26 protein-coding genes are annotated in these 26,722 nt (G+C 74.4%); 5 read left to right on the plus strand and 21 right to left on the minus strand.

All coding sequences use genetic code 11. From position 1 onward, the window contains the following. The first annotated feature begins 50 nt into the window (after positions 1 to 50). Positions 51 to 680: a hypothetical protein gene (locus ACWDD9_RS01255; protein ID WP_449810488.1), complete on the plus strand. Its 630-nt coding sequence runs from the start codon at positions 51 to 53 to the stop codon at positions 678 to 680. A 138-nt stretch (positions 681 to 818) separates the two neighbouring features. On the opposite strand, the gene ACWDD9_RS01260 is transcribed toward ACWDD9_RS01255, so the two are convergent. Then, on the minus strand, positions 819 to 2,117 hold the full coding sequence (locus tag ACWDD9_RS01260) for an esterase/lipase family protein (protein ID WP_449810489.1): 1,299 nt from the start codon (positions 2,115 to 2,117) through the stop codon (positions 819 to 821). A 210-nt stretch (positions 2,118 to 2,327) separates the two neighbouring features. Here ACWDD9_RS01260 and ACWDD9_RS01265 point away from each other — a divergent pair, with 210 nt between their 5' ends. Then, positions 2,328 to 2,657, plus strand: a complete 330-nt coding sequence (locus tag ACWDD9_RS01265; protein ID WP_380670944.1) for a MoaF-related domain-containing protein — start codon at positions 2,328 to 2,330, stop codon at positions 2,655 to 2,657. A gap of 133 nt (positions 2,658 to 2,790) precedes the next feature. Here ACWDD9_RS01265 and ACWDD9_RS01270 read toward each other — a convergent pair whose 3' ends face one another. Then, positions 2,791 to 3,933, minus strand: coding sequence for an alpha/beta hydrolase (locus ACWDD9_RS01270; RefSeq protein WP_049658183.1), 1,143 nt, complete (start codon positions 3,931 to 3,933; stop codon positions 2,791 to 2,793). Between the two features lie 261 nt (positions 3,934 to 4,194). Beyond that, positions 4,195 to 4,815, minus strand: a complete 621-nt coding sequence (locus ACWDD9_RS01275) for a TetR family transcriptional regulator (protein ID WP_449810490.1) — start codon at positions 4,813 to 4,815, stop codon at positions 4,195 to 4,197. Between the two features lie 137 nt (positions 4,816 to 4,952). Here ACWDD9_RS01275 and ACWDD9_RS01280 point away from each other — a divergent pair, with 137 nt between their 5' ends. Continuing rightward, a complete protein-coding gene (locus tag ACWDD9_RS01280) occupies positions 4,953 to 5,717 on the plus strand; it encodes an SDR family NAD(P)-dependent oxidoreductase (RefSeq protein WP_049658184.1) in 765 nt (254 codons plus the stop codon). A gap of 144 nt (positions 5,718 to 5,861) precedes the next feature. Here ACWDD9_RS01280 and ACWDD9_RS01285 read toward each other — a convergent pair whose 3' ends face one another. From ACWDD9_RS01285 to ACWDD9_RS01310, 6 genes are all read right to left on the minus strand, one after another. Continuing rightward, entirely contained in the window at positions 5,862 to 6,353 is a 492-nt protein-coding gene (locus ACWDD9_RS01285) for a GNAT family N-acetyltransferase (protein ID WP_449810491.1), read from the minus strand. 127 nt (positions 6,354 to 6,480) lie between these two features. Further along, positions 6,481 to 7,425, minus strand: a complete 945-nt coding sequence (locus ACWDD9_RS01290) for a phosphotriesterase family protein (protein WP_449810492.1) — start codon at positions 7,423 to 7,425, stop codon at positions 6,481 to 6,483. Next, the gene (locus ACWDD9_RS01295) at positions 7,422 to 7,919 is read right to left on the minus strand and encodes a carboxymuconolactone decarboxylase family protein (protein ID WP_449810493.1); all 498 of its coding nucleotides are present in this window, start codon (positions 7,917 to 7,919) and stop codon (positions 7,422 to 7,424) included. The genes ACWDD9_RS01290 and ACWDD9_RS01295 overlap by 4 nt, the downstream gene beginning before the upstream one ends. 17 nt (positions 7,920 to 7,936) lie before the next feature. Beyond that, the gene (locus ACWDD9_RS01300; protein WP_449810494.1) at positions 7,937 to 8,530 is read right to left on the minus strand and encodes a DUF4865 family protein; all 594 of its coding nucleotides are present in this window, start codon (positions 8,528 to 8,530) and stop codon (positions 7,937 to 7,939) included. Positions 8,531 to 8,694: 164 nt separating this feature from the next. Then, positions 8,695 to 9,261 carry a TetR/AcrR family transcriptional regulator gene (locus tag ACWDD9_RS01305; protein ID WP_449810495.1) on the minus strand — a complete coding sequence of 189 codons (567 nt, stop codon included), beginning with the start codon at positions 9,259 to 9,261 and terminating at the stop codon, positions 8,695 to 8,697. Between the two features lie 269 nt (positions 9,262 to 9,530). Beyond that, positions 9,531 to 10,550, minus strand: coding sequence for an LLM class flavin-dependent oxidoreductase (locus tag ACWDD9_RS01310; protein ID WP_074004290.1), 1,020 nt, complete (start codon positions 10,548 to 10,550; stop codon positions 9,531 to 9,533). A 473-nt stretch (positions 10,551 to 11,023) separates the two neighbouring features. On the opposite strand from ACWDD9_RS01310, the gene ACWDD9_RS01315 reads away from it, so the two are divergent. Further along, the gene (locus tag ACWDD9_RS01315; protein WP_449810496.1) at positions 11,024 to 12,016 is read left to right on the plus strand and encodes an aldo/keto reductase; all 993 of its coding nucleotides are present in this window, start codon (positions 11,024 to 11,026) and stop codon (positions 12,014 to 12,016) included. Positions 12,017 to 12,169: 153 nt separating this feature from the next. Here ACWDD9_RS01315 and ACWDD9_RS01320 read toward each other — a convergent pair whose 3' ends face one another. From ACWDD9_RS01320 to ACWDD9_RS01345, 6 genes are all read right to left on the minus strand, one after another. Next, the gene (locus tag ACWDD9_RS01320) at positions 12,170 to 13,258 is read right to left on the minus strand and encodes an LLM class flavin-dependent oxidoreductase (protein WP_449810497.1); all 1,089 of its coding nucleotides are present in this window, start codon (positions 13,256 to 13,258) and stop codon (positions 12,170 to 12,172) included. Positions 13,259 to 13,261: 3 nt separating this feature from the next. Then, a complete protein-coding gene (locus ACWDD9_RS01325; protein WP_449810498.1) occupies positions 13,262 to 14,167 on the minus strand; it encodes an ABC transporter substrate-binding protein in 906 nt (301 codons plus the stop codon). 97 nt (positions 14,168 to 14,264) lie between these two features. Next, positions 14,265 to 15,041 carry an ABC transporter ATP-binding protein gene (locus ACWDD9_RS01330; RefSeq protein WP_375873428.1) on the minus strand — a complete coding sequence of 259 codons (777 nt, stop codon included), beginning with the start codon at positions 15,039 to 15,041 and terminating at the stop codon, positions 14,265 to 14,267. Beyond that, entirely contained in the window at positions 15,038 to 15,904 is an 867-nt protein-coding gene (locus ACWDD9_RS01335) for an ABC transporter permease (protein WP_449810499.1), read from the minus strand. The genes ACWDD9_RS01330 and ACWDD9_RS01335 overlap by 4 nt, the downstream gene beginning before the upstream one ends. Continuing rightward, positions 15,901 to 16,941, minus strand: a complete 1,041-nt coding sequence (locus tag ACWDD9_RS01340; protein WP_449810500.1) for an ABC transporter substrate-binding protein — start codon at positions 16,939 to 16,941, stop codon at positions 15,901 to 15,903. The genes ACWDD9_RS01335 and ACWDD9_RS01340 overlap by 4 nt, the downstream gene beginning before the upstream one ends. A gap of 59 nt (positions 16,942 to 17,000) precedes the next feature. Continuing rightward, complete coding sequence (locus ACWDD9_RS01345; protein WP_449810501.1) at positions 17,001 to 18,110, minus strand: ABC transporter substrate-binding protein; 1,110 nt, start codon at positions 18,108 to 18,110, stop codon at positions 17,001 to 17,003. 431 nt (positions 18,111 to 18,541) lie between these two features. Between ACWDD9_RS01345 and ACWDD9_RS01350 the strand changes: the two genes are divergently transcribed. After that, entirely contained in the window at positions 18,542 to 19,324 is a 783-nt protein-coding gene (locus ACWDD9_RS01350; protein ID WP_387966720.1) for an IclR family transcriptional regulator, read from the plus strand. Between the two features lie 192 nt (positions 19,325 to 19,516). Here the strand turns inward: ACWDD9_RS01350 and ACWDD9_RS01355 are convergent, their stop codons facing one another. From ACWDD9_RS01355 to ACWDD9_RS01380, 6 genes are all read right to left on the minus strand, one after another. After that, positions 19,517 to 20,275 carry a winged helix-turn-helix domain-containing protein gene (locus ACWDD9_RS01355; RefSeq protein WP_449810600.1) on the minus strand — a complete coding sequence of 253 codons (759 nt, stop codon included), beginning with the start codon at positions 20,273 to 20,275 and terminating at the stop codon, positions 19,517 to 19,519. A 681-nt stretch (positions 20,276 to 20,956) separates the two neighbouring features. Further along, positions 20,957 to 21,142, minus strand: a complete 186-nt coding sequence (locus tag ACWDD9_RS01360) for a hypothetical protein (protein WP_049652176.1) — start codon at positions 21,140 to 21,142, stop codon at positions 20,957 to 20,959. 387 nt (positions 21,143 to 21,529) lie between these two features. Continuing rightward, on the minus strand, positions 21,530 to 22,204 hold the full coding sequence (locus tag ACWDD9_RS01365) for a GTP-binding protein (protein ID WP_079272453.1): 675 nt from the start codon (positions 22,202 to 22,204) through the stop codon (positions 21,530 to 21,532). After that, on the minus strand, positions 22,185 to 22,589 hold the full coding sequence (locus ACWDD9_RS01370) for a DUF742 domain-containing protein (RefSeq protein ID WP_049652186.1): 405 nt from the start codon (positions 22,587 to 22,589) through the stop codon (positions 22,185 to 22,187). Before ACWDD9_RS01370 ends, ACWDD9_RS01365 begins: the two co-directional genes overlap by 20 nt. Positions 22,590 to 22,795: 206 nt before the next feature. After that, positions 22,796 to 23,215 carry a roadblock/LC7 domain-containing protein gene (locus ACWDD9_RS01375; RefSeq protein WP_049652175.1) on the minus strand — a complete coding sequence of 140 codons (420 nt, stop codon included), beginning with the start codon at positions 23,213 to 23,215 and terminating at the stop codon, positions 22,796 to 22,798. After that, positions 23,212 to 26,250, minus strand: coding sequence for a sensor histidine kinase (locus ACWDD9_RS01380; RefSeq protein WP_449810502.1), 3,039 nt, complete (start codon positions 26,248 to 26,250; stop codon positions 23,212 to 23,214). The genes ACWDD9_RS01375 and ACWDD9_RS01380 overlap by 4 nt, the downstream gene beginning before the upstream one ends. Positions 26,251 to 26,722 lie beyond the last annotated feature (472 nt).

Here is a 26,722-nt window from a genome sequence, read left to right on the forward strand (position 1 = left end):
GGGGGTTCGGCGGGGCCGGGCTGGTCGCGGCCGTGGCGGCGGGGTGCGCGGTGACGGTACTGGCCACCGACCCGGTCTGGGCGCTGCGGCGGCCCGAGCCCCGGCCCGCCGTGGAGGTCGTCGCGGCCGGTACGCCCTCGCCGTCCACCCTGCCCGCACCGGCGACGCCCACCGCCTCGACCCTGCCGGCCCCGGCCAAGCCCGGAGCCGGGTCCGGGGCCGGGTCCGGGGCCGGGTCCACCGCCGGGTCCGGGACGGCCGAGGCCGCCGCGCGACCGTCCGACTCCGACCTGGAGGTGGTCCGGATCGACCCGGACGCGGCCGCGCCCGGCGGCACCACCACCATCCACGCCTTCGTCGGCAACGGCGGCCCGGAGACCACCGCCTCCCCGTTCACGGTCGCGATCACCCTGCCGGAGGGCGTCAGCCCGGAGGGCCCGTTCTTCCCGTCCACCTGCCAGGTGGTGAGCCGTGGCCGCGTCGTGCGGTGCGTGTTCGCGCCCGGGCTGCGGGAGGGGCGCAGCGCGACCGCCCTCATCCCGGTCCGGCTCGCCCCGGACCTGCCGGAGGGCAGGCTGAGCGGCGGCTCGGTCGCGGTGCGCAGCGCGGACGACCGGTACGAGGGCAACAACCGGCAGCCGTTCGACATCACGGTGGCCGGGACGGCCGCCGGTTCCTGAGCCGTGTGGGCCGCGCGGTCCCGTCGGCGGGGTCGGCCCTGCCGACGGGACCGTCCTGCCGGTGGCGGGCGGGGCGCCGCACCCGCCGTGGTGCCGACCAACGGCCCCGTGCGGCAGTCGAGTTGACCGGCTTGAGGCTCAGCCCAGCCAGGCGTTGACCTGGCTCGCCGCGTCCGGCGCCCAGGCGAGCTCCAGGTGGTTCAGGCCGCCGAGCAGCCGGGTGCCGCCGACCGTCGCGATGCCGGTGGTGTCCAGCGCGCTCGCGGTGAAGACCAGGCCGTCGCTCGGCCCGCGGCCCTCGTTGAGCACGCCCGGGATGTCGGCGGACCCGCCCGCCAGCAGGTAGGTGCGCACCGCGGCCGGGATGCCGGCCTGCCGGAGCGGGGCGATCAGCGAGCCCGCGTCGATCGCCGCCTGGATGCCCTGGCCGGAGGTGTAGAAGCCCTGGCCGCCGTAGTAGGTGGTCCACCAGTCCTGCGCACTGCTGTCCACCCCGTAGGTGCCGTCCCAGCGGGCGAGCAGCTGGCGCTGGCCCGGGTAGCAGTCGTAGCCGCCGCTCGGCAGCACCCCGAGGCAGGGCTGCGCGGTGTACGTGCCGTAGCAGGTCATGGAGAGGTGCGGGGACGGCGCGTTGGCGGTGCCGCCGCAGGCGGGCCAGGTCACCAGGTCGAAGTCCCAGCCGTGCGCGTACACGTAGTCGAGCCCGCCGTGCGGCCCGCCCAGCGTGACCAGCCGGCGCACGTCGCCCGCGTACGCCCTCCCCCAGGAGGGCTTCACCGAGGACACGTACGCCCGGGCGGCGACCTCGCCCTTGCTCCAGGCCACCACGTCGACCTGGGGGACCCCGAGCCGGGCCCGGATCAGCGCGACCGCGTCGCCGACCGCCTGCGCCTGGAGCAGGTTGTCGCCGTGCTTGTGGGCGAAGCCGATCGCGAAGACCCGGTGGCCGGTGCCGGCCAGGTACTGGGCGAGCCCGGTGGACGGGCAGTTCGCGGCACCGCAGGCGCCGCTCTCCCCCGGGTTCGCCCAGGCCCGGTCGGCGTTGTCGTTGGCGCCGTGGACCAGCAGGACGGGGGTGGCCTGGGCGCCGGTGTCCCAGCCCGCGGCGGAGTAGAGCAGGAACCGGGCGGAGGAGGGCCGACCGGTGCCGAAGTACGTCCGGCGGGCGCCGTCCTGGTCGCCGCGGCCGTCGGCGGGGAACTGCTCGGCGCCGAAGCCGGGGGTGGTGTCGAGGTAGCGCTCGACCTTGGCCCAGCCGTTGCCGGGGGCGGGGAAGGTCGCTTCCAGGGTGAGGGGGGCGGCGGCCGCGGCCCGGGCCGTGCCCGCCTGCGCGGCGGTGGGGGTGCCGAGCAGGGCGGCGGCGAGGGTCAGGAGCACGGCGGCGAGGGCGGTGGGGACGCGTCTCGCGGGGCCGGGGCGTGTGGGGGTACGTCTCATGGCCGGACGCTAGGGCCGGCGCGCGGCCCTGCCCATGTGCCGGTCGCACACCCGGGCCGCCGCGTGGTGGCGGACCGTACCGTGGCCTTTGCCTGACCGAGTGCGCCCGGTCGGATAAATTGGAAGCCTGACATCATCCGCCGTGCACAAGAGCGGCGAGCCCGACCGGGTGCTCGCCACGACCTGACAGAGACGAGGACCCGCCCCACCATGACCGCGCCCCTGCCCGCCTTCGCCGGCCGCACCTACCTCTTCCGGGTCGACAACGGCGCGGCCTTCCGCAACACCTACTCGGCCGACGGCACGCGGCTGCGCTGGGAGGGCCTCGGCGAGTCCGCGGGCCAGTGGGAGGACGTGCGCCTGCACGTCGCCGAGGTCGCGCCGGAGATCTACTTCGTCAGCTGGACCGAGCAGAGCGGGATCACCGTCAGCCATGTGATGGACCTCGGCAGGCTGACCGTGCGGGCCTTCTGGACCTTCGAGGGCGAGGGCGGCCGGGTCGGCCAGCTGCACACCGGGACGCTGGAGCGGGTGGCCTGAGCGGCGGGACCGCCGCGCGGGGGCCGTACGGCTCCTGAACGACCGGACCGATCGCATGACCGAATGACCGAACCCCCGGGGCCGTGGCTCCGGGGGTTCGGTCATTCGGTCGGTCAGGCCCGGCCGGTCAGGCTCATGCGGACTGGTTCGGCACCTTGAGGTGCTGGGACAGCCACTCCAGCGAGGAGGGCAGCAGGGCGCTCCAGGTCTCGAAGTTGTGGCCGCCGTTCTCCAGCATGCTGTACGAGACCTTCATCGGGCTCTGCACCCCGTCGACGAAGGCCTCGGTCTGCTGCCGGTAGTCGCCGTCGCCCTTCTTGGTGCCGGCCAGCAGCACGGACACCTTCGGCTGCGGCAGGTTCTTCAGCCGCCACAGCAGGTTGGCCTCGTCGCGGCGCTGCTTGCTGCCCCCGAAGAGGTCGCCCGTGGTCGGGTCGTCGGCGGCGTCGTAGTAGGCGGAGAGGGCGACGGCGGTCGGGAAGACGTCCGGGTGGCGCATGGCCAGCTTGAGCGCGCAGTAGCCGCCGGTCGAGTTACCCATGAAGGCCCAGGCCTGCGGGTCGGTGGAGACCCGGTAGCTGGCCTGGATCGCCGAGGGCACGTCCTTGGTGAAGTAGGTGTCGGACTGCGGGCCGTTCGGGACGTCCTCGCACTCGGTGTCCTGGGGCAGCGCGGGCGAGGGGCGCACCAGGACCATGACGGTCGGCTGCATCCGCCCCTCCTGCAGCAGCTTGAGCGCGGCGCCCGGGTAGTTGAAGCGGGTGATCAGGTTCTCGGCGATTCCTGGGAATCCGGTGCTGACGATCACGGCCGGGAACTGCTTCTGGGCGTACTCCGGCTGGAAGTACTGCGGGGGCAGGTAGACGTAACCCTCGGTGGACAGCCGGCTGGCCGCGCCGTCTATCCGGACCTTGCGGATCTCGCCGGACTGGGCGGGCTCGCGGCCCATCGCGCCACCGCCCTTGACCGCGGCCTGGCCCATCGTCTCCACCATCAGCCGGCCGGAGGCGTCCGCCTTGTTGTGGATGACCACCGGGCCGGTGTCGCCGGTGCCCAGCAGGTCGTCCCAACTGCTGTAGAAGGCGAAGTAGTTGTTCGCGACCAGGCCGAGCGCGGCGAGCACCGCGAGCTGGGTGGCGAGCAGTGCGCCGATCCGGCCGAGCACCGACTGCCAGGTCTTCTTCGCGAGTCTGGGCCACAGCCAGACCGTGCCGACCATCATCACGACCGCGATCAGTGCGGTCAGCGCCAGCACCTTGTGGCTCGTCAGACCCATGTCCCGCTTGCTCCCACGCCTCGAACTCCAGTCCCCTCCGCTGGGGACATCCGAGGAGGTCACCCCGGTTCCCCCGCCGGGGCGCGAGGACCAACCCTAACGCCAGCTGGGAGGAAGCTGACCGCGGCTGGGAGGTGACGGGGAGCCGGGCTGACAGATGACAACGTTCAGATAACAGATTTCGAAAGTTGTCATCTGAAATCTGTCAGCGGTCGGCCGTCCTCCGTCAGCCGGAGCGGGCGGGGTGGGCTGCACCCGGGCTCAGCCCACCCGCTCCCAGAGCCGCAGCCCCGCCGTGAGCTCGCGCATGCAGCGCGCGCCGAGGTCCTGCGGGGAGCCCGGGCCGGCGAGGGGCGCGTCGGAGGAGGCCCACTGCTCCAGGGCCACCCGGATCGCCGCGGTCGCGGCGGCGGCGGCCAGCCGGATCTCCAGCGGGTCGGTGCCGTCCGGGCAGCGCTCGGTGAGGGCGACCCGCAGCCGCGCCTCCGAGTCGGCGTGGACCCGCTGCCAGGTGGCGCTCAGCTTCGGGTCGCGCAGCAGGCCGCGGGCCCACCGCATCATCTCCGCCCGCGCCTCGTCGGCCGGGGTCAGCGACGCGACCGCCGCGCGCTCCAGCGCCTCGCGCAGCGGCAGGTCGGCCGGGCTCGCCGCGAACAGCTCCACCCACTCCTGCCCGCCCGACGCGAGCAGCGGGGCGACGGCGTCCTCCTTGACGGAGAAGTACCGGTAGAAGGTGCGCAGCGAGATGCCCGCGGCGAGGGCGATCTCCTCGGCGGTGACCGCCTCGGCTCCGCGCTCGGCGAAGAGCGCGGCGGCGGTACGGGCGATCTCCAGTCGGGTGGCCTCACGGCGGCGCTGGGTCAGGGTCGGGCGTCCGGTCACAGGGCCAGCCTACGCGGACGCATGCCAAGGTGGCACGTCACGACGATCTGGCACAGCCAGCCTTTTTGGCACAACGTGCCACTCAGGCGTACCGTGGTTCCCGAGGTCGAGAGACCACGAACGAACGGAGTACCACCATGGAGCGCTTCAGCGGACGGAACGTCCTGATCACCGGCGGCGGCTCGGGCATCGGCCAGGCCACCGTGCACCGGATCCTCGCCGAGGGCGGGAAGGTCGTCGCCGTCGACGTCAACGAGGACGGCCTGAAGAAGACCCTGGACCGCGCCACCGCCGAGGGCACCGCGGACCGCCTGACCATTCAGGTTCTGGACATCTCGGACGAGGCGGCCGTCGTCGCGGGCGTCGCCGAGGCGACCACCGGCCTGGGCGGCCTGGACGTGCTGGTCAACGCGGCCGGCATCCTCCGCTCCTCGCACACCCACGAGACCAGCCTGGAGTTCTGGAACAAGCTCCTCGCGGTGAACCTGACCGGCACCTTCCTGATGACCCGCGAGGCGCTCCCCGCGCTGCTCGCGGGCGGCCGGGGCGTGGTGGTCAACTTCAGCTCCACCTCCGCGAGCTTCGCCCACCCGTACATGGCCGCGTACGCCGCGACCAAGGGCGGCATCCAGTCCTTCACCCACGCCATCGCCTCGGAGTACTCGAAGCAGGGCCTGCGCGCGGTCTGCGTCGCGCCGGGCAGCATCGACAGCGGCATGACCCACAACCCGGGCCTGCCCGCCGACGCCGACTTCAGCCTGCTGGCCAAGCTCTCCCCCGCCCTCGGCCAGGGCTTCGCCGGCCCGGAGACGGTGGCCGGCGTGATCGCCATGCTCGCCTCCGACGACGGCGCCTTCGTCACCGGTACCGAGCTGCGCATCGACGGCGGCACCCACATGTGACCGGCTGATCGCCCCCTCGGTCCGGTCGAAGGCGGGGCCTGTGCCGTCCCCCGTACGGCGCAGGCCCCGCCTTCGCGTCGCTGTCGCTATCGCTGTCGCTGTCGGTGCCGGAGCCGGAGCCGGGTGCGGCGGCGGTCGGCCAGGTCACCGCAGGGGCTTCCCGAGCAGGAGTTCCCGGGTGACCCCGTCTGCGAGCAGGTCGCCCGGCTCCGCGAGCGGGGCGAAGCCGTGGCGGCGGTAGAGGGCGAGCGCCGCTTCGTTGCCAGGGAGCACGGCGAGGCGCAGCGTGGTCCCGCCGGTGGTGCGGGCCCAGCGCTCGACCTCCTCGACGAGCCGGTCGGCGACGCCCCGGCCGCGCGCCCGCGGGGCGACCCAGAGCGAGCGCAACTCCCGTACCCCGTCCGGTGATCCGGGCAGGCCGCCGACGAGCCCGACCGGGTCCTCGTCCAGCAGGGCCGCGACGTGGTGGGCGCCCGGGATGCCGAGCCGGTCGCGCCAGCGCTCCTCGCCGCCCCGGTGCCAGTCGGCGAGGCCGGCCTTGAAGGCCTCCGGTGCGTCGGTCAGGGCGGCGAGGCGGAGGTCCCGCCAGAGCGGCCAGTCGGCGGTCGTGAGGGATCGGAGCGTCAGCGTCACCATGTCCGGCACCGTAGAGGGCCCGACCGGCGGCCGTCAGTCCGTTTCCCGTACCTGCGGGCCCGCGCGCCACCGGCCCCGGCGGTTCGGCGGGGTCCGACGGCCCGGCGGGCACCCTACGGCGGGTGCCCTACGGCGTGCGCCAGTCGGCGGCGAAGGCGGCGGCCGGGTTGGCGGTGAGGAGCAGCTCGGGCAGTTCGGGGCCGTGGCTGCGGGCGAGGCGCGGGGCGAGCTCGGTGAGCAGCCGGACCGGGCCGCCGGCCGCGCGGGCGGTCCGGGTCGTGGTGTCGGCGCCGAGCAGCAGCTGGGCGGCGTGGCCCGCCTCGACCAGGTCGGCGATGACCTCGAAGGCCTGGTGGTCGCCTGCGTGGCCGGCCCGGGAGGGGCTGTCCAGCGCGAGGTACACGCCCTCGGCGGCCAGGCGGCGGTGCAGCGCACGGTCGGGGAGCCGGGTGAGGTGGCCGAGGATGACCCGGTCGGGCCGGACGCCGTGCCGGTGGCACAGCCGGTGCACCACCCCGGGCGGGGCGCCTTCGGCTTCGAGGTGGACGGCGATCGGGGCGCCGGTGGCGTGGTGGGCCTCGGCGGCGGCGGCCATCGTCCACCGGGTGTGGCGACTGTCGGGCCCCGCGTCGGCCGCGACCTTGATCAGCCCGGCCCGGACCCCCTCGGGCGCGCCGGGCAGACCGGTGGTGAGCTCGGCGACGAAACGTTCCGCCAGGTCGGCGTACGGGCCGGGGCGGTCCTCCGCCCCGGCGCCGGTGGCGGAGAAGGAGCCCGGCGCGTAGTGGACCGCCTGGTGCGCGCCGGTGGCGGCGACGATCCGCACGCCGGTCGTACGGGAGAGCGCGGCGAGCGAGTCCGCGCCCCGGCCCAGGCCGAGCGGGGTCCACTGGACGAGGGTGCGGCCGCCGGCGGCGGCGTAGGCGCGCAGGACGTCCTCGGCGGCGGCCGGGTCGTCCAGCTCCTGGCCGGGGAGCAGCGGGCTGCGGATGAAGAGGTGGTCGTGGGCGTCGGTGACGCCGAGGACGGCGGGGTCCAGGTCGCCGAGGACGGTGCGGACGGTGCGGCTCATGCCCCGGCCTCCTCGGTGACGGTCCCGGCGGCGCTCTCGGCGGCCTTGGTGGCCTCGGCGCTCTCGGTGCTCTCGGTGCTCTCGGTGCTCTCGGCGAAGGTCGCGGTGGCGACCCGCAGGCCGGCCAGCGCCTTGGGGAGGCCGACGTACGGGGCGAGGTGGACCATGACCTCGGTGATCTCCGCCTCCGTCAGGCCGATCCGCCGGCTGTAGCGGACGTGGTCGGCGAGCTGCGGCTCGACGCCGCCGAGGGCGGTGAGGGCGGCCAGGTTGGCGATCTGGCGGTCGCGCAGGGCGAGGCCGGGGCGCTGGTAGGTGCCGCCGAAGAGGCTGGTGACGATCCAGTCGGGGAAGCCGGGGGCGAGGGCGTCCAGGCCGTCGAGGGTCGCGCCGGCGCCCGGACCGGCCAGGTCGGCGAGCAGGGCGTGGCCGGCCGCGCGGTCGAGCGGGGCCGGGGTGAGGTCGGGGCCGGCGGGAGCGGTCGCGGGGCACATCGGGGCGGTGGGTCCTTTCACCAGTGGCGGCCGGCGGGCAGCCGGTCCAGTTCGGGGCGGGACAGGTGCAGCACCTGGTACCGGACGCCGGGCGCGTCCTCGGGGACCGGGCCGTGCCAGAGGGCGAAGCTGAGCAGCTCCCAGCGGCTCGGGTCGACGGCCACGGCGGCGGTGTGCAGGTCCGGGTGCGCGGGCAGGTCCGCGAGCGCCCGCTCGACGGCCTCGGCCGGGTCGGCGCCTTCCGGCAGCCGTACGGTCGCCCGGGTGGCGGTGCTGGGCTGCTCGGTCCTCTCCCCCGCCACTGACGACGCGCCGTGGGTCAGGCCCGCGCCGAGCCAGTGCCGGACGGCGGGGCGGCCGAAGTCGGCGCTCAGGCCGCGGAAGCCCGGGCCCCAGAGGAAGCCGTTCATGCCCTCGGCGGTGCGCCAGAGGTAGAACGGCGCGTACTGGTTGACGGGCGAGCCCTGCCGACCGCGCTCGCGGACCAGGTAGGCCTTGAGGCCGAGGCCCGGGTGCGCGTCGAGCAGGTGGCCCTTGTCGGCGACGCGCTTGCGGATGACGCCCATGTCGTAGTCGGCGGGGAGGGTGATCTCGTACTGCATGGCGTGCACGGCGGGGCTCCTCGGGTTCTGGCCGGTCTGACGGCGGGCGTCCTCGTTTTTGGCAGGCGCGTCGGCTCTGGTCGTACGGGTTCGGCCGCGAGGGTTCGGCCGTACGGGTGCGGCGGCGCACCCGGGGCCGTGCGGGTCAGGCCGTGCGGGTCAGGCCGTGCGGGTCAGGCCGTGCGGTGTGCCGCGAGCAGGCCGAGGGCGCCGCGGACGGCCCGGTCGAACGGCTCGGCGCTGTCGGCGGCGCGGGCCAGGACGTAGCCGCCCTGGACGACGGCGACCACGGCGGCGGCCGTGTCGGCCGGGTCGAGGCCGGGGGCGAACTCGCCGTCCGCCCGGCCCTGGGCGACCAGTTCGGCGATCCGGCCGCGCAGCCAGTCGAAGGTCTCCTCGACGGGCGCGCGCAGCCGCGGGTCGGCGACGACGTCGGGGTCCTGGGCCATCCGGCCGATCCGGCAGCCGCGCAGGACGTCGCGGTCGCGGTGCAGGTAGGCGGCGATCCGGTCGTAGGCGGTGCCGGGGGCGGCGAGGTCGGCCTCGGCGACGCCCCGCATCTGCTCGGCGCTGCGGCGCAGGGCGGCGGCCGCGAGGTCGGGCTTGCCGGTGAAGTGGTGGTACATGCTGCCCTGGCCGACCCCGGAGCGCTGCTGGATGGCCTTGGGGCTGGTGCCGACGTAGCCGCGCTCCCAGAGGAGGGCCTGGGTGCTCTCGATGAGACGGTCCTGGGTGCTCATGCGACTCACTGTACATACCAGTAGGTACAGAAGACCAGCGCCGACTCCGCCCGGGCGCCCCGGGGCGCCCGGATCCTCCTCGCGGAACGGTTGAGGGCCGTGCGCCGCCCCCCGGCGGCCACGGCCCCTCGACCGTTCGTCATCCCCCGCACCGCCGAGCGGCATTCCGGCGCGCCTGGTGGCGCGCGTCACGTCACGGACGGTGGCCGGCGTCACGCCGCGTAGGGGGTGCACGGCGCACTGCGCGGGCGGGCGCCGGACGCGGGCGACTACGGCAGCGCGCGGCGGACCTCCGGGGCCACCTCGCTCGCGAACAGCTCCAGTTGCTCGCGCTGCGCCCCCTCGGTGAGTGCGTCCACCCCAATGCCGACCACCTCGTTGCCGAAGGCCTCGTGGTAGCGGTGGATCTTCTCGATCACCTGCTGCGGACTGCCGACCAGGGCCGAACCGCGCTCCAGCGCGTCCTCCAGCGACGTGAACGGCGAGTTGTTGTGCCGGCCGGCGGCCGAGTCGAACAGCGCGTTCCAGTACGGGCGGAAGCCCTCTACCGCGTCCTGCGAGCGCTTGGCGACGTACAGTCCGCCGAAGCTCGCGCCCACCCTGGCCCGCTCCGGGTCGTGCCCGTAGTACTCCCAGCGCTCGCGGTAGTGGTCGACCAGCGCCCGGTACTTCTCCAGCGGGTGGAAGGAGTTGGCGGAGAAGAGCGGGTCGCCGTGGCGGGCCGCGAGGTCGGTGGACCGCGTGCTGGTCGCGCTGCCGTGCCACACCGGGATCGGGTCCTGGAGCGGGCGCGGCCAGACGGTGGCGTCCCGGAGCGGCGGGCGGGTCGAGCCCTCCCAGGTCACCTTCTCCTCGCGCCAGAGCCTGCGCAGCAGACCGTAGTTCTCGGCGAGCGCCTCCCACTGGCGCTCCTCGGGAAGGCCGAACAGCCCGAAGTGGCGCGGGTCGTTGCCCTTGCCGACGATCAACTCAAGTCGGCCACCGGAGAGTTGGTCGAGCATCGCGTAGTCCTCGGCGACCCGGACCGGGTCGAGGATGCTGAGCACCGTCACCGTGGTGAACAGCCGGATGGTGGAGGTGCGGGCGGCGATCGCGCTGAGCAGCAGGGGCGGGGCCGGGGAGAGGAACGGCTCGCCGTGCCGCTCCCCCACCCCGTAGCCGTCGTAGCCGAGCCGCTCGGCGAGGACCGCCTGGTCGATGACGTTGTGGAGCTTCTGCTCCGGGGTGCGCCGGACGCCGGTGACCGGATCGGGGGCGTTGGCGACGAGGGACGAGACGGTGAACCGCACGGCGGTCTCCTTGGACGCTCGGGAGGGGCTCGGGAGGGGCTCGGGAGGGGCTCGGGAAGAGTCGGAGGGGCTCGGGAAGAGTCGGAGGGGCTCGAGGACGAGCCCTCGGGAAGGGGTTCGGCGCAGACCGGGCCGGGCTTGACGAGGCCGGTGGAGCCCCGGGAGCCGACGGGCCGCGCGGAGCACGGGGAGCCGGTACGTGGTCCGGCGCCGCACTCCCACGGGCGGGCACCGGCGGAGCGGCTGACGGGACGGGCGGCGCGCCGCTCAGGCGGCAGGGCACGCGGGTGGCGTCAGCGGACGGTGCTGCGGTGGCGGCGACAACAACAGCGGGCTGCGGCGGCGGTCACGGTCCGGACTGCCATCTCGCCTCCCCCTCGCCTCGCACGCGCACGATCCTCCGCGAGCATAGGCACCGGCCGGGGACGGGGCAAGGGCTTGATCCGCCACGGCCGACTGGCAAGATGTCCGGCATGAGCTACCTCGCCACGGATGACCGCTATGACTCGATGACCTATCGGAAGGCCGGCCACAGCGGCGTCCAGCTGCCCGCCGTATCGCTCGGGCTCTGGCACAACTTCGGTGACGCCCAGCCGCTGGAGGTGCAGCGGGCGGTGCTCCGCCGGGCCTTCGACCGGGGCGTCACCCACTTCGACCTGGCGAACAACTACGGCCCGCCGTACGGCAGCGCCGAGCGCAACTTCGGCTACCTGTTCGCCCAGGACTTCCGGCCGTACCGGGACGAGCTGTTCATCGCCACCAAGGCCGGCTGGGACATGTGGCCCGGCCCGTACGGCAACGGCGGCAGCCGCAAGTACCTGCTGGCCAGCCTCGACCAGTCGCTGGACCGGATGGGCCTGGACTACGTCGACGTCTTCTACTCGCACCGGTACGACCCGGACACCCCGATCGAGGAGACGATGGGGGCGCTCGACAGCGCGGTGCGCTCGGGCAAGGCGCTGTACGCCGCGATCTCCAACTACCCGGCGGAGCAGCACCGGGAGGCGGTGGCGATCCTGCGCGAGCTGGGGACGCCGGTGCTGATGAACCAGTCGGCGTACTCGATCCTCAACCGGTACGTGGAGGACCACGGCGTGCTGGACGCGGTGGGCGACACCCGGACCAGCCTCATCGCGTACTCGCCGCTGGCCCAGGGGCTGCTGACCGACCGCTACCTGACCGGGGAGGTGCCGGCGGGCTCGCGGATGTCGGTCGGGAAGTTCCTCACCGAGGAGGCGCTGGCCGGGCCGAAGCTGGACCGGTTGCGGGCGCTGGCCAAGGTCGCCGAGGGGCGCGGGCAGACGCTGGCGCAGCTGGCGCTGTGCTGGGTGCTGCGGGACCCGCGGGTGGTCTCGGTGATCATCGGCGCGAGCAGCGTGGCCCAGCTGGACCAGAACCTCGACGCGCTGGCGGGCGGCCCGCTGACGGCTGAGGAGCTGGCGGAGATCGACCGGCTGAGCCGCTGAGCCGAGGCGCCTCCGGCGGAGCGGGAGGCGCCTGGCTGACGGCTGACGGCTGGCGGCTGGCGGCTGGCGATCGACGGATGACAGCTGACAGATTTCGAAATCTGTCAGCTGTCATCTGTTATCTGTTCGCTGATATCTGTTACTTGTCAGCCGTCACCTGTTCGATGCCGGCCGCTTGATGCCCAGAGCGGGCAGAACCGTTTCTGCAACCCGGTGGGCCTCCTCCAGCAGCGGATTGCCTGACAGGATGAAGGTGTCGACACCCAGCGCCTCGAACTCCTGCAGGCGCTCGATCACCTGGGCCGTCGAGCCGACCACCGCGGTGCCGGGGCCGGGGCGGAACAGGCTCATCCCCGGCCAGAGGTTGGGGTAGGCCTCCAGCTCGCGGGCCCGGGCCGGCACCTTGCCCCCGTGCTGGCGGAACTGCCGCTGCCAGCCGACCCCGTCCTCCCCCTTCGCCCCGCCCAGCTGGCGCGCGTAGGTGGCCTCGCTGGTGACGTCCAGCAGCCGGTCGGCGGCCGCCCAGGCCTCGTCCTCGGTGTCGCGGACGATCAGGTGCAGCCGCAGTCCGATCCGCAGGCTCCGGCCGTGGGCGGCGGCGCGCTCGCGGACCAGGTCCAGCTTCTCCTTGAGCAGGTGCGGCGGCTCGCCCCAGGTCAGGTAGACGTCCACGTGCTCGGCCGCCATCTCGATGCCGGCCGCCGAACTGCCGCCGAACCAGAGCGGAATGCCGCCGGGCTGCGCCGGGGCCAGCTCGCGCAGGCTCGCGCCCGCGTTCTTCAGCTCGTAGAACTCGCCCTTGTGGTCGAAGACTTCGCCCGCCGTGAGGCGCTTGACGATCGACCAGTACTCGCCGCTGAGCCGGTAGCGGTCGTCGTGCTCGACGTCCAGGCCGTACTCGCGCAGCTGCGCGGTCGAGCCGTTCACCACGTTGAAGCGCAGTCGGCCGCCGTGCAGGTGGTCGAAGCTGAGCGCCATCTTGGCCAGCAGGGTGGGCGAGACCAGCCCCGGGTGGACGGCCAGCAGCGGCTTGAAGGCCGGGGTGGTGGCGGCGGCGAGCGCGCTGCCGAGCGTCCAGACGTCGTACAGGTCGGTCGCGAGCAGGGCGCCGGTGTAGCCCAAACGCTCGACGCTGCCCGCCAGTTGCTGGAGGTAGCGGAGGTCCACCGGGCGGCGCCCGGCCGGCTCCCAAGGGTAGTGGCCCTCGCGCGGGATGATGTACCAGAGGACTTCGGAGGCCATGGGTCAGACCGCCTTCGCGAGCGCGGCGGCCACCGGGGATTCCAGGCCGGGGAGGTGGGCGTCGGCGACGGTCAGCGCCCGGTCGATGAAGCCCACGCCGTGGAAGATGTCCGCGGCCTCCTGCTGCTCGGCGACGAACCCGGCCGTGGCGGGCTCCAGTCGCCAGGGCAGTGCGACCAGCGCGGCCTGCCAGTCGGCGGCCGTGCCGCCCAGGTTCTCGGCGGCGATCGCGGCGGCCTCGGCCGGGTTGGCGGCCACCCAGGCGTCCGCCCGGCGCAGCGCGGTCGCGATCGCGGCGACCACCTCGGGGCGCCCGGTCGCGAAGTCCCGACGGGTGAAGAACACCGAGCGGTCGGTGATGACGTCACCGGTGCGGACCAGTTCACGGAACTCCCCGGTGCGGCGGGCCGCGGCGAGTTCGGCGCCCTGGGCGATCCAGCCGGCGATCTCGCCGTCGCGCAGCCGCCGGGCCTGGTCCTCACCGGCCGCCGGGCGCGCCGGGGTGACGTCCTCGCCGTACGAGAGCCCCTGGGCGTGCAGGGCCTTGGCGAGCAGGTGGGTCTGCCAGGAACCGACGGAGAGGACGACGGTGCCGCCCTTGAGGTCCGCGACCGTCCGCACCGGACCGGAGTCCAGCACCAGCAGCGCGCCGTGGTCCGGTCGGGGCGCCGAGACCGCCGCGTAGACCAGGTCGTGGCCGGCTGCCTGGGCGGTGATCGGCGGGGTGGAACCGGTGCCGCCGAAGTCGATGACGCCCTCGGCGAGCAGGGCGCCGGTGCGGGTGCCGTCCGCGTAGTGGTGGAAGGCGCCGGTCTCGCCGAACGAGGCCAGCTCCTCGTCCAGGTACGGGAGTCGGGCGAGGTAGTAGAGCGAGGGGTTGCTGGCGTGGACGCCGAGGGTGACGGTCATCTGGTCAACTCCGGTGGTGCGGGCCTGGCTTGTGGGAAGGCAGGCGGGATCGGGGGAAGGTCGGGGGAAGGTCGGGGAAAGCGGGGGGTCGCGGACGTCAGTGGACGCCGAGGTCGGCGAGCAGACGGCGCCGCAGGTCGGCGAAGGCGGGGTCGGCCGGATCGCGCGGGCTCTCGACGGTGACGGCCTCGTCCCGGGCGAGCAGGCCGTCGCGCAGGACCACGACCCGGTCGGCGAGCCGTACGGCCTCGTCCACGTCGTGGGTGACCAGCAGGACCGCCGGGCGGTGGCGGCGCACCAGGTCGCCGACGAGGTCCTGCATGCGCAGTCGGGTGAGCGCGTCCAGGGCGGCGAACGGTTCGTCCAGCAGCAGGAGTTGCGGCTCGCGGACGAGTGCCCGGGCGAGCGCGACGCGCTGCGCCTCACCGCCGGAGAGGGTGGCCGGCCAGGCCTCGGCGTGCCGCTCCAGGCCGACCTCGGCGAGCGCCTTCAGCCCGGTCTCCCGGGTCGCGGCGCCGCGCGGGAGGCCGACCGTGACATTGGCCAGCACCCGCTTGGACGGCACCAGCCGGGGCTCCTGGAACACCACGGTACGGACCGGCGGGACGAGCACGGTGCCCTCGTCGGCCTGGTCGAGCGCCCCGAGGATGCGCAGCAGCGTGGTCTTGCCGGTTCCGCTGGCGCCGAGCAGGGCGACGAACTCGCCGCGGGCGATGGAGAGGTCGACCCCGTCGAGGACCGCCCGGGTGCCGAACACCCGGCGCAGGCCGCGCAGGTGGACGGCCGGGGCCGTCCGCTCGGTCGCCGAGGGAGGAGCGGGCGAACGGGGCGAGGAGGGGGCGAGGGCGGCGGCGGTGGTCGTGTCGGCGGTCATCGGGCCGCTCCCTGGACGGCCTGGCGCCACGGCATCAGCACGCGCTCCAGGACTCGGACGATCCCGTCGGCGGCGAGGCCGAGCAGCCCGTAGATCAGGATGCAGACGGCGAGGACGTCGGTGCGCGAGTAGTTCTGCGCCTGGGCCATCAAGTACCCGATGCCCTCGGTGGAGTTGATCTCCTCGGCGGCGATCAGGGCGATCACGCTGAGCGTCATCGACAGGCGCAGTCCGGACAGCAGCGAGGGCAGCGCACCGGGCAGCACGACGGTGCGCACGATCGCCCAGCGGCCGAGGCCGAAGCTGCGCATCGCCTCGACCAGTTTGCGGTCGGTGCTGCGGACCCCGCCCGAGGCTGACACGTACATCGGGAAGCTGGTGGCGACCCCGATCAGGGCCACCTTCGCGGTCTCCGTGATACCGAACCACACCATGAACAGCGGGACGAGGGCCAGGAACGGGACGGTCCGCAGGATCTGGATCGCGGAGTCGAGCAACTCCTCGCCGAGCCGGGTGAATCCGGTGACCACGCCGAGCACCAGGCCGGTGGTCGCGCCGAAGGACAGGCCGAGCCCGGCCCGGGTGAGGGAGACGGACAGGGCGTCGGTCAGCTGACCGTTGCCCCACAACTCCCCCACGGCCTGGGCGACCTGGGTGGGCGAGGCGAGCACGTCCTGGGTCAGCGCGCCGGTGGCGGACGCGAGCGCCCAGCCGCCGAGCAGGGCGAGCGGACCGACGGTGCGCAGGGTCACGGCCAGCGCGCGGGGGCGGGGCCGGTTCCGCCGGCTCTGCGGGGCGACCAGGCCGGCGTCGAGGGCGGCCCGGGTGTCCTCGGGGGTGAACTTCTCTGTCGTAGTGGTCACTTGGCACCGTCCCCGAGCCTGTTGACGTCGATCAGGTAGGGCTTGACGTCCACCAGCTGCTTGGTGACCTTCTGGTCGGCGAAGAACTGGGCGACCGTCCCGAACCGGGCGGTGTCGGCGTCGGAGATGGCGTCGGCCGGGGTCCCCTGCCTGCTGACGTTCACCGCGACGTCCTTCTCGGCGGGGGTGACGGCGGTCGGGCCGGCGTCGGTGAACACGTTGAGGTAGCCGGCCGGGTCGGCCTTCTCCTTCTCGCCGTTCTCGCGCAGGTAGGTGTAGAACGCCTTGACCACCTCGGGGTGCTTGTCGGCGAAGCCGTTGCGCACCGCCCAGACGGCGTAGTTGTCGGAGCCGACCTCCTGGCCGTTGACCAGGAAGTGCGCGCCGGCGTTGGCGATGGCGGACGTCGAGAAGGTGTTCCAGGTCGCCCAGGCGTCCACCTGGCCGGAGTTGAAGACCCCGGAGGTCTGGTCGGCGCGCAGGTAGACCCGCTCCACCTTGTCGGCCGGGACGCCGTTCTTCGCCAGCGCCTTGAGCAGCAGGTACTCGCTGGTGCCGCCCTGGGAGACGGCGACCTTCCGGCCGACCAGGTCCTGGACGGACTTGACGGGCGAGTCGTTCTTCACCAGGATCCCCTCGCCGACGCCGTCGGGCGCGGTCTGGGCGAACAGCTTGAAGCCGGGCTTCTGGGCGAGCGCGGCGACGGCCGAGGTGATCGAGCCCTGGGCGACGTCCAGCTGGTCGGCGGAGAGGGCCTGGGCGGCGGGGGCGAAGGGGCCGGCGCTGCCGGTCCAGGCGACCTTGGCGTGGACGGCCGCCAGGGCCCGGTCCAGCGAACCGTCCTTCTTGCCGCGGGCGAGGAAGCCGTTGTTGCCGGGGTCGGGCAGGCGGAGCACCACGTCGGCCTTGCCACCGGCCCCGCCGGCGGCGGAGGCCTTGGCCCCGTCGGCGGACGAGCCGCAGGCGGCCAGGGCGGTGGAGGCGAGCAGCGCGGTGGCGGCGAGGGCGAGGCGGGGGGTCTTCACGGGGGTCTCCATGTGAGTGACAGATGACAGCCGACAGCTGACAACTTTTGAAATCTGTTAGCTGAACGCTGTTACCTGAAGTCTGTGATCCGAACGCTGTCGGCGCCCGCATCCGAACCTGCGGCGCCGCTCGTGTCGGTACCGGCAGCGACACCCGCACCCTCACCCGCACGCCGCACACGCAGCAGCTCGCGGGCCGCACGGAGCGGCTCCGGGTCGGCCCACGCCTGGACGTCCACCGGCGCGGTGAGGAAGCCCTGCTCCCTGAGGAACCGTTCCTGCAGCGCCAGCAGCTCCAGCCGCTCCGCCGACAGGTCCAGGTGCAGGGTGCGGTGACTGCCCGGCGCATAGGCCCCGGCGACGCCCTCGGCCCCGGCACCGGTCTCGGCCCGCAGGATCCGGACCACCTCCTCCGGGTGCTCCGCCGCCCAGTCGGCGGCCTCCAGCAGCACCGCGAGGAACCGGGCGACCAGCTCGGGCTGCTCGTCCAGCAGCCGCTGGTGGACCGTGATCGGCCGCGGGGTGCCGTTATTGACCCGGGCCCGGCGGTCCGGCGCCGCGTCCAGCTCCACGGCCACCTCCGCACCGATCCGGCGGGCCGCCTCGACGGCGAGCGCCCCCTTCACGTACACCGCGTCCACCACCCCGTCCCGCAGGGCGGCCAGCTCCGCGGACCACTGCCCGCCACCCGGGATGCCGGGGACGTCCACCAGCTCGGCGTCCGCCAGGGTGAGGCCCGCGAGCCCGAGGGCGCCGCGGAGGCCGGCCAGCGCCATCGCCCGCCAGAAGTCGATGCCGATGTCATGATGCGGCACCGCCAGCCGCAGTCCGCGCAGCTGCGCCGGTTCGGTCACGCCGCTGCCGGCCCGCACCAGCACCACCTGGCGCTCCTCGATCCAGGTGAGGCCGATCAGCCTGGTCGCCTCGCCGCGCGAACGGGCCCACAGTGCGGGGACGTTGCCGCCCTCCCGGAACAGTCCGGTCAGCGCGTGGGTGTAGTGGTGGTCCGCCGCCACCTCCGACGGAGCGTCCTGCAAGGAGCGGACGGCGATGCCGTCGGCGGCGAACTCCCGGGCGAGCCACCCCTGGTCGGCGGCGATCCCGGTCGCGGTGGGCACCGGGCAGCGGGTGAACCAGAGGGTGTCGGGAAGCGGGGAGGCGTTCTGGATGCGACTGGACAACGGAGTTGGTCCTCTACGGGGGCTCCGACGACAGCCGGAGGAGCTCGGGATCGATTACCGCACGAAGGCACAGGAAGCCTGGTGCGCAAGGAAGTTGTACGCCACGATGCAGGGAGGAAGGCAGGTGGCGCGGGAGGCGTCGGTCAGCGACAACACGCACGGGAGGGGAGACACCGGTGGGACGTCACGGTGCTTCTCCTTCCGCAGAGTCGGGGCAGGCGCCGCCTGGACCGAGTGGCCGTCCGGCGCGATGCCAGGAGCGTTCCACGGCGGACGAGCTCGAGGCAAGTCTTTGCCACATGATGGGATCGGTTGTTCATCAACGCCATTCCATTGCAACGTCGTCGACACATTCCCGCAGCACCGGCTGCCCTACGCTGAGACCGCCTCCGGCCGCCCGGCCGGAGTTCCGAACCGAAACGCGAGGTGCCATGCCCGGGGCCGCCACCGCCGTCCAGAGTCCGCCGGCCGGTGCGCAGGCCGTCCAGCGCGCGCTCGGACTGCTGCACTGCTTCCATGACAACGGCCCCGACCTGAGCGCCTCGGACCTGGCCCGCCGGATGGGCCTGTCGGTCTCCACCGCGCACCGGCTGGCCCGCACGCTGGTCAGCGCCGGGTTCCTGGAGCAGGACGAGCAGACCGCCCGCTACCGGCTCGGTCCGGCCGTCGCCGAACTCGGCCAGCTCACCTTCCACCAGCGCGGGTTGCACCTCGCCGGGCCCGAGCTGGAGCTGCTGTCCCGGCGCACCAAGGCCACCGCCGACCTGGCGATCCGCAGCGGCGCGCACGCGGTGATCCTGGTCGGCGGATCGGTCCGCCCGGACACCGGACTGGGCCTGCGCCGCCCGCTGCACTCGACGGCGCTCGGCAAGGTCCTGCTGGCCTGGCCCCGCCCGGGCGAGACGACGCCCTCGACACTCGGCCCGCTGGCCTCCTTCACCGACCGCACGATCACCGAACCGGCGGTCCTGGAGGAGGAGTTGGCGAAGGTCCGGACGGCCGGGTACGCGCTCAACGACGGCGAGTCGACCGCCGGGGTGCGGACGGTGGCCGTGCCCGTCCTGGACGGCGCCGGGCAGGCGCGGTTCGCGCTGGCGGTCCGTTCGACGCCCGCGCACCTCACCGACGACCGGCTGGACTGGTTCCTCGGCCACGCCCGCGGCTGCGCCGACGCCCTCGCCGTCCTCCTGCTCCCGCCGGACCAGCGCGGCTGACGCTCCCGGCGCTCCTTCCGCGCCGCCGGAGCGCGACGAAGCAGCGGGCCGCCCGTCCGTGTCCAGGACGAGCGGTCCGCTGCTTCGACCGGCCGATGGTCAACCAACCGGCGGCAAGAGGCCGTTGGCGATCTGCTGCCAGATCGGACGCCGGACCGGCCGTCAGATCCGCCGTCAGGCCGGAACCAGCCGTCAGACCGCGGCCGGGGTGTACTTGTAGCCGACCCGGCGGACCGTCACGATGGTGTCCCGGTAGGCCGGTCCGAGCTTGCGGCGCAGCCGGGCGACGTGCACGTCGACCGTCCGCCCGTCCCCGACGTGGCCGTAGCCCCAGACCGCGGAGACCAGGTGGTCCCGGGTGTGCACCCGCTGCGGGTGCTCGGTGAGGTGGGCCAGCAGCTCGAACTCCAGGTAGGTGAGGTCGAGCAGCCGCCCGTCGACGTAGGCGTTGCGCCGCTCGGTGTCGACGGCGATGCCGCGCCCGGCCGGGCGGACCGGACGGACCCCGGCCATGGTCTGGCCGGCGGGCCCGCCGGTCGTCGGCTGCGCCCCGTGGGCCGGGTGGGCCCCGGGGAGCGTGTGGGCCCCAGGCTGGGCGGCGGCCCCGACACCGGCCGGAGCCCCCGGCAGGCCGACGACCTGCGCCGCCGGGCCCTCGGTCGGCACCAGCACCAGGTACCCGACCATCGCGCCGCCGTTCACGCCGCCGAACTGGATTCCGTACTGGGCGAGCAGGCCCTGCGGCAGCGCGCCCTGCGGCAGGGTGGCGACGACAGCCGCCCCCTCCGGCAGCGCGGCGAGCAGCGCCTGGGGCACCTGCGGGACGGTCACTCCCGGCTGCGCGGCGGCGGGTGCCGGGCCGGTCGCCGGACGGGTCGGTCCGACGTGGGCCGGGCCGACGTGGGCCGTTCCGGCGTGGGTCGGTCCGGCATAGGGCGGACGGGCCGCCACCCCGGGCCATCGGTCGGACAGCGACGCCGGGGGGACGGACGGTCCCGCGGCCCCGGACGCGCCGGGACCGACCGGCGCGGTGGCGGGGACGGAGGAGACCGGCGGGACGGAGCGGACCGCGCGCAGGTGCGGGGTCGCGGTGGGCAGGGGCAGGGTGGCCGTGGAGGAAGAAGACATGGTGTGCCGCTCATTTCGCGCGTGACGGACGGGGTGGAGTCGTCTGCGCGTCGACCGGGCGTACTGCCTGGGCTGGACCGGAACGAACCGGATCAGCGGGCGGAGGGCCGGGACGCGCTGGGCGAGCCGGGACACGTCTGATCGAACAGGTGCGGCTGCCGGGACGGCCAGAACGGCTCGAGGTCGAGGCGACCCCGCCGGCTGTCCACGGCGCGGCTCCCGCACCGGTTCCACCGTCCGGTCCGTCCACCCGCGCGCATCGCGGGGGCCGACCCGGCCGTTCGGGTACGGCCGACGATGCCGGGGGTGGTGCTGGGGCAGACGATGTTCACTGGTGGTCTCTCCGCTGGGCGGGTCCGGTTGGTCGGCCGCGGGCACGCCGGACGGGCGGTCCGCTACGGCCTGGTCGACGGGTTTCGGCGGTGCGTCGGACGGTGGACCGAGAGGGCCGGGTGGGCCGTCAGCGCCGGGGACGTACCGGGAAGGTCGGGAAGGTCAGGCCGGTCAGCGACAACACGCGCTGCAGATCAGCGCGTGGTCGATGTAGCGGCGGACGGTGAGCGCCGGATCGGCGGCACCGGTCACGGCGACGCCGGGCATGGGGGCACCGGGCAGCGGGGAGCCGGGCACGGCGGTGGTGATGCGTCGTCGGCCGACGGTCATCCTGCTGCCCTCCCCCTCGTTCTCCACACGGCGGCGCACCGTTGACGGTGCCCGCCGACGATGCCTCGCCGGTTCGTCGAAGGCCGTCCGCCGGTTGCAACGCCCGTACGAACGGGGCGTTTCCGGCGCCCCCGACGGCATGGCCGGGCGGCCTTCGTCCACAGAGCCTTCCACGGCCGGGCCGGTCTAGGCAACCTTCGGCGCAGTGATCGTCCACGATGCGGACGGTGGAATGAGACGCCGGGCGGAAGGGGCAGGTCGGCGCGCTGACCTGCCGACTCTTCGCACGCCCGTCGTACGGCGGTCGCCCAGCCGTCCTTCACCCGTTGTCGAGCCGGAGCGCGGGCCGACCCCGGCCGGAGCTGGACCTGCTCCGACCGGACCGAGCCGGGTCCGGCCGGGGCCGAGCCGCCCTCAGGCGCCGACCGGGGCGCGGCGGTGCCGGCCGGCGGCGGCGTGCTCGACCAGCGCGACGAGCAGGTCCTTGCCGTCCTGCCGCAGCCGCGCGTCGCAGAGCACCACCGGGATGTCCGGGTCGAGGTCGAGTGCCTCGCGGACCTCGTCCGGAGAGAACCGCTCGGTGCCCTCGAAGCAGTTCACCGCGACCAGGAACGGGATGCCGCGCTGCTCGAAGAAGTCCACCGACGGGAAGCAGTCGGCCAGCCGCCGGGTGTCCGCGAGCACCAGGGCGCCGAGCGCGCCGCGGGCCAACTCGTCCCAGACGAACCAGAACCGGTCCTGCCCGGGCGTGCCGAACAGGTAGAGCGCGAGGCCCGGCCGCAGATCGATCCGGCCGAAGTCCATCGCGACGGTGGTGGTGCGCTTCGCCTCCACCCCCGAGGTGTCGTCGACCGGGCGGCCCAGCTCGCTGAGCTCCTCCTCGGTCCGCAACGGCCGGATCTCGCTGACCGATCCGACCAGCGTGGTCTTGCCCGCGCCGAAGCCGCCCGCGACCAGGATCTTCACCGCGACGGCCGGACCGCCGCGCCAGCGCGGGTCGTTGGCGTTCGCCGGGTGGGACGCGGTGCCGTCCGGATCGGGCACGGTGCCCTCCGGGCGGGGGCGGGGGTCAGAGCGCACGGAGTCCATTGATCACGTCTCGCAGCAGGCGCTCGTCCGGCAGCTCGGCGAGCGGAACGGGTCGGGTGACGCTGATCAGCTCGGCGTCGTAGAGGTCGCCGAGCAGCACCCGCACCACGCTGACCGGCAGGTCGGTGTAGGAGCCGAGCTCGGCGACGGAGAGCGGCTCGCGGCGGCACAGGGTGAGCAGCGTCTGGTGCTCCGGGTCGAGGACGTGCGCGGGCACGGCCCCCGCGACCGGCCCGGGATCGACGGCGGTGACCAGCGAGATCAGGTCGAACAGCCCCTCCTCGACCGGCCGGGTGCGGCCGCGGGTCATCGAGTAGAGCCGCACCACCGGGCCGGCCTCGTCGTCGAACCAGCGGTCGTCGACCGGGGTGCGCGGCCGGAACAGGTCGACGTCGGGCCCGTCCGGGTCGACCTCGCCGTCCTGGCCGTCCGGGCGGTCGGCGGCGTCCGAACCGCCGGTGCCGGACGGACCGCCGACGCCGGAGGAACCGCCGCTGCCGGACGGCCCGGCCGTACCCACCGGCACCTGGGGGCCGTCCGGCGTCTCCGGGCCGTCCGGCTCATCCGCCTTCGGATCCGCCATCGGACCGCTCATCTCACCGGCGGGGCGGTTTCGGTGCGCGGCTCGGCGGCCATGTGCTCGCCGACCCGCTTGACCAGCAGCGCCATCTCGTACGCGATCTGGCCGATGTCCGCCTCGGCCTCGCTCAGCACGGCCAGGCAGCTGCCGTCGCCGGCGGCCGTGATGAACAGGAAGGCCTCGTCCAGCTCCACCATGGTCTGCCGGACGCCGCCGACCTTGAAGTGCCCGCCGGCGCCCTTCGCCAGGCTGTGGAACCCGGCGGCGACGGCGGCCAGGTGCTCGGCGTCCTCGCGGTCGAGGTCGCGGGAGGCGCCGGTGGCCAGGCCGTCGTTGGAGAGGATCACCGCGTGCCGCAGGGCCGCGACGCGCCCCACCAGGTCGTCCAGGAGCCAGTTGAGGTCCCCTGACGACTGCATCGACGTGGTCATGAATCAGTTCCTTCCGCTGGAGCGGGTGGTGCGTGTGGAGCGGGTGGTGCAGGTGGTGCGGATGAAGCGGGTGGTGCGGGTACGGCGGTGTCCGGGGTCCGGCGGACCGGCTGCCCGGGCGGTACCCGCCGGACGAGCGGCGCCCGGCCGGTGTCCCGCGGCGCGGGCAGCGCCGCCGGGGCGGGCGCCGGGGCGATCGCCCGCCGGGACCGGTCGGGCGGCTGCCAGGCCGGTACGGCGGTGGGCCGTCCGGTCCCCCGCACGGCACGATCGTCGGGTGTGCCGGGACGATCCGTCAACGGAGCGCCGGTCCGGTCCGTCGGCGCACCGGGGCGGCCCGGGGAGCCGACCGTACGGTCCGCCGGGGCCGTGGCCCCTCGCCCCCGGGTGAAGCCGCGCTGGAAGGAGGCGAAGGTGGCCCTCGCCTCCTCGGGCGAGCGTTCCCGGACCTCCCGGGCCTCCCCGCCGTCCTGGGTGCCTCCGGCCGATCCGTCGCCGGCCGACGCGCCTCCGGCCCCGCCGTCGGCTCCGGTACCGGCTCCGTTGCGGAACCGTTCCTTCAGCTGTTCCGTGAGCTGTTCCCTGAGCTGCGGCGCCAGGTTCGCCTGCCGGACCCGCCGGGGCAGGCCGCCCGCCGTCCGGGGAGCGGCACCCGCGGGCGGAACCGCGGCCGGGTCGGTCCGCCCGACGGAGCCGCCGACTCCACTGGCCCCGGCAGCTCCGCCGGCCTCGGCAGCCGCGACGGCCGCCTCGGCCGCGGCCACCACGACGTCCTCCCGCCGGTGCCGCCCCGGCCCCGGCGCGTCCTCGGTGTCCGCCGCGGGCGCGGGGACCAGCACCGGCCCGCCCTTGCCGCGCGAGACCCGGCGCGGCAGTCCGCCCGCCGTCCGGCCCGCGTCCGGCGCGGAGGGGCGCGGCCCTCCCGTCGCCCCGCGGTGCCTGCCGTCCGCATCACCACCGGCACCGGCGGAACCGACGGAACCGACCGCGGACGCCGACGAGGGAGCCGACGGGCGTGCCGACGGAGCCGCCGACGGGGAAGCACCACCCGACCCGGGTACCGCCACCAGGTCCCGCTGCCCGCGCCGGCCGCCCGCCGCGGGCCGCTGCCCGGCCGTGCCCGGCTCCGGCCGCCCGTCCGGCGCCTCCGCGAGCAGCTCGCGCGGGATCAGCACCACCGCCGTCGTCCCGCCGTACGGGGACGGCCGCAGGTGCACCCGGATGCCGTGCCGGCGGGCCAGCCGGCTGACCACGAACAGGCCCAGCCGGTCGGTGTCGGCGAGGTCGAACTCCTGCTCCACGGCGAGGCGTTCGTTGATCTCGGCGAGCAGCTGCTCACTCAGCCCGAGGCCGCGGTCGTCGATCTCCAGCGCGAAGCCGTGCGCCACCACCTCGCCCTGGACGGTGACCTGGGTGCTCGGCGGGGAGAACACGGCGGCGTTCTCGACGAGTTCGGCGACCAGGTGGGTGACGTCCGCGACGGCGCTGCCGAGCAGGCCGGTGCCGGGGAACGGCCGGACGATCACCCGGGCGTAGTCCTCGACCTCGCCGACCGCCGCCCGGACCACGTCCACCATCCGGACCGGCTTGCGCCAGGCGCGCCCGGGCGAGCCGCCGGCCAGGATGATCAGGCCCTCGGCGTGCCGGCGCATGCGGGTGGTGAGGTGGTCGACCTTGAAGAGGTCCTCCAGCTCCGCCGGGTCCTCGGTGCGGCGCTCCATGGTGTCGAGCAGGGTGAGCTGGCGGTGCAGCAGCACCTGGCTGCGCCGGGCCAGGTTGACGAACACCGCCGAGACCCCGCGCCGCAGTTCGGCCTGTTCGACGGCGGCCTCGACGGCGGCGCGTTGCACCGCGTTGAAGGCCTGGCCGACCTGGCCGATCTCGGCGTCCCCGAAGTGCAGCTCGGGGGCCTCGGTGGCCACGTCCACCGGCTCGCCGCGGCGCAGCCGCAGCATGACGGACGGCAGCCGGGTGCCGGCCAGCTCGTGGGCCGCGTTGCGCAGGCCGATCAGCTGGCGGGCGAGGCCGCGGCCGATCCGGAACGAGATCATGATCGACAGCACCACGGCGACCAGGCCGATGGCACCGGCGATGCCGCCGCGCCACAGCAGTCCCATCGAGGCGGACCGCGCGCGCTCGTCCAACCCGGCGGAGATCCGGCTGTTGATCGAGGCGAGGTCGCCGAGCGCCCGGTCGGCGGTCACCCGCCAGGAGTCGCTGTTGAGCGCCTGGACCACCCGCTCGGGGCCGCCGGCGCCGACGAAGTCCGCCTCGGCGCGGGCCAGCGCGCCCCAGGCCTCGCCACCGCGCAGCGCGACGTAGTCGGACTGGTCGGCGGGGTCGAGTTCGGCGACGTAGACGGTGAACAGCGCCTGCTGGTTGTGCAGGGCGTCCAGCGCGACCTGGTACTGCTCGGCGGTGGGCTTGGCGACGCCGGTGCGCAGGCCCTCCATCGCCGCGTCCTCCTGCGACAGGTACTCGCGGGCGCGCACCAGCTCGATCAGGATGGTGCCCTGCCGCGGGAGTTGGCCGCTCTGCCGGGCGACATAGGCGGACCGGAAGCCGAACACCGGCTTGACCAGGTCGCTGTACTGGCCCAGCGCGAACTCCCAGTTCAGCGCGGAGCGGCCGACCTGGGCGCGGAGCGGTCCGAGCTGGTCGGCGGCGGCGACGATCTGCACGAAGCGGCCGCGCTGCGGGGCGGAGAGCTTGCCCGCGGAGGTGTCCTTCTTCTGCCGCAGCACGTCCAGGCTGCGGTCGGTGGCGGCCTTGGCCCGCTCGTAGCCGTCCCTGGCGGCCGGCGAGCGCGGGTCGGCCAGGCGCTGGACGGCGGCGCGGCGCTCGTTCTGCAGGTCCCCGGTGTACTGGTCGACCGGGCCCGCGAACTCCTTGTACGTACGGCTGATCCCGAGCTGGTTCCAGACGTCCCCGGTGGTGGCGATCGTCGCGTAGGCCCACAGCGCGGCGAGCGCGACGATGGGCACCAGGAGCAGCGCGATGATCTTCGCGCGGATCGAGCTGCTGCGCAGACGCATGGAGTCCTCGGTCGGGAAGTGCCAGGCGCGGACGGGGAGCGGTGGGAACGGTAGGAACGGCGGGAGCGGTGGAGGGACGGTGTCGAGGCGCCGGTTCAGGGCCGGATCTGGGCCGAGGCGGAGCCGGGTCGGTGCTGGTACGGGGGGTGGCGCGGGACGGCATGGAGGGTGCCGAGGGCAAGGTCGGAGGAGGGGTTTCCGGCCACAGGTCTGCGAGACTCTACTACGCCCTCACCACTCGTTCGAGGGGCGAACCAGTCCACCGACCGGTCTCGTCCCGCACACGTCAGAAACCGGCCTCCCCCTCCTCCGCTTCGCGTCCGGAATGTCCGTTCGTGCCCGGAAATACGGGATTGACACGAGGCCCCCGCACCCTCGGCGGTTCCTCCTCCGCACCTCCCCGGGGACGACACCACCGGAGGAGGCCGGTGCCGATCTCGTCGTGTCACCGCCACAACCCTGGGCAGTGACA

The sequence above is a fragment of the Kitasatospora sp. NPDC001119 genome (assembly GCF_053598475.1).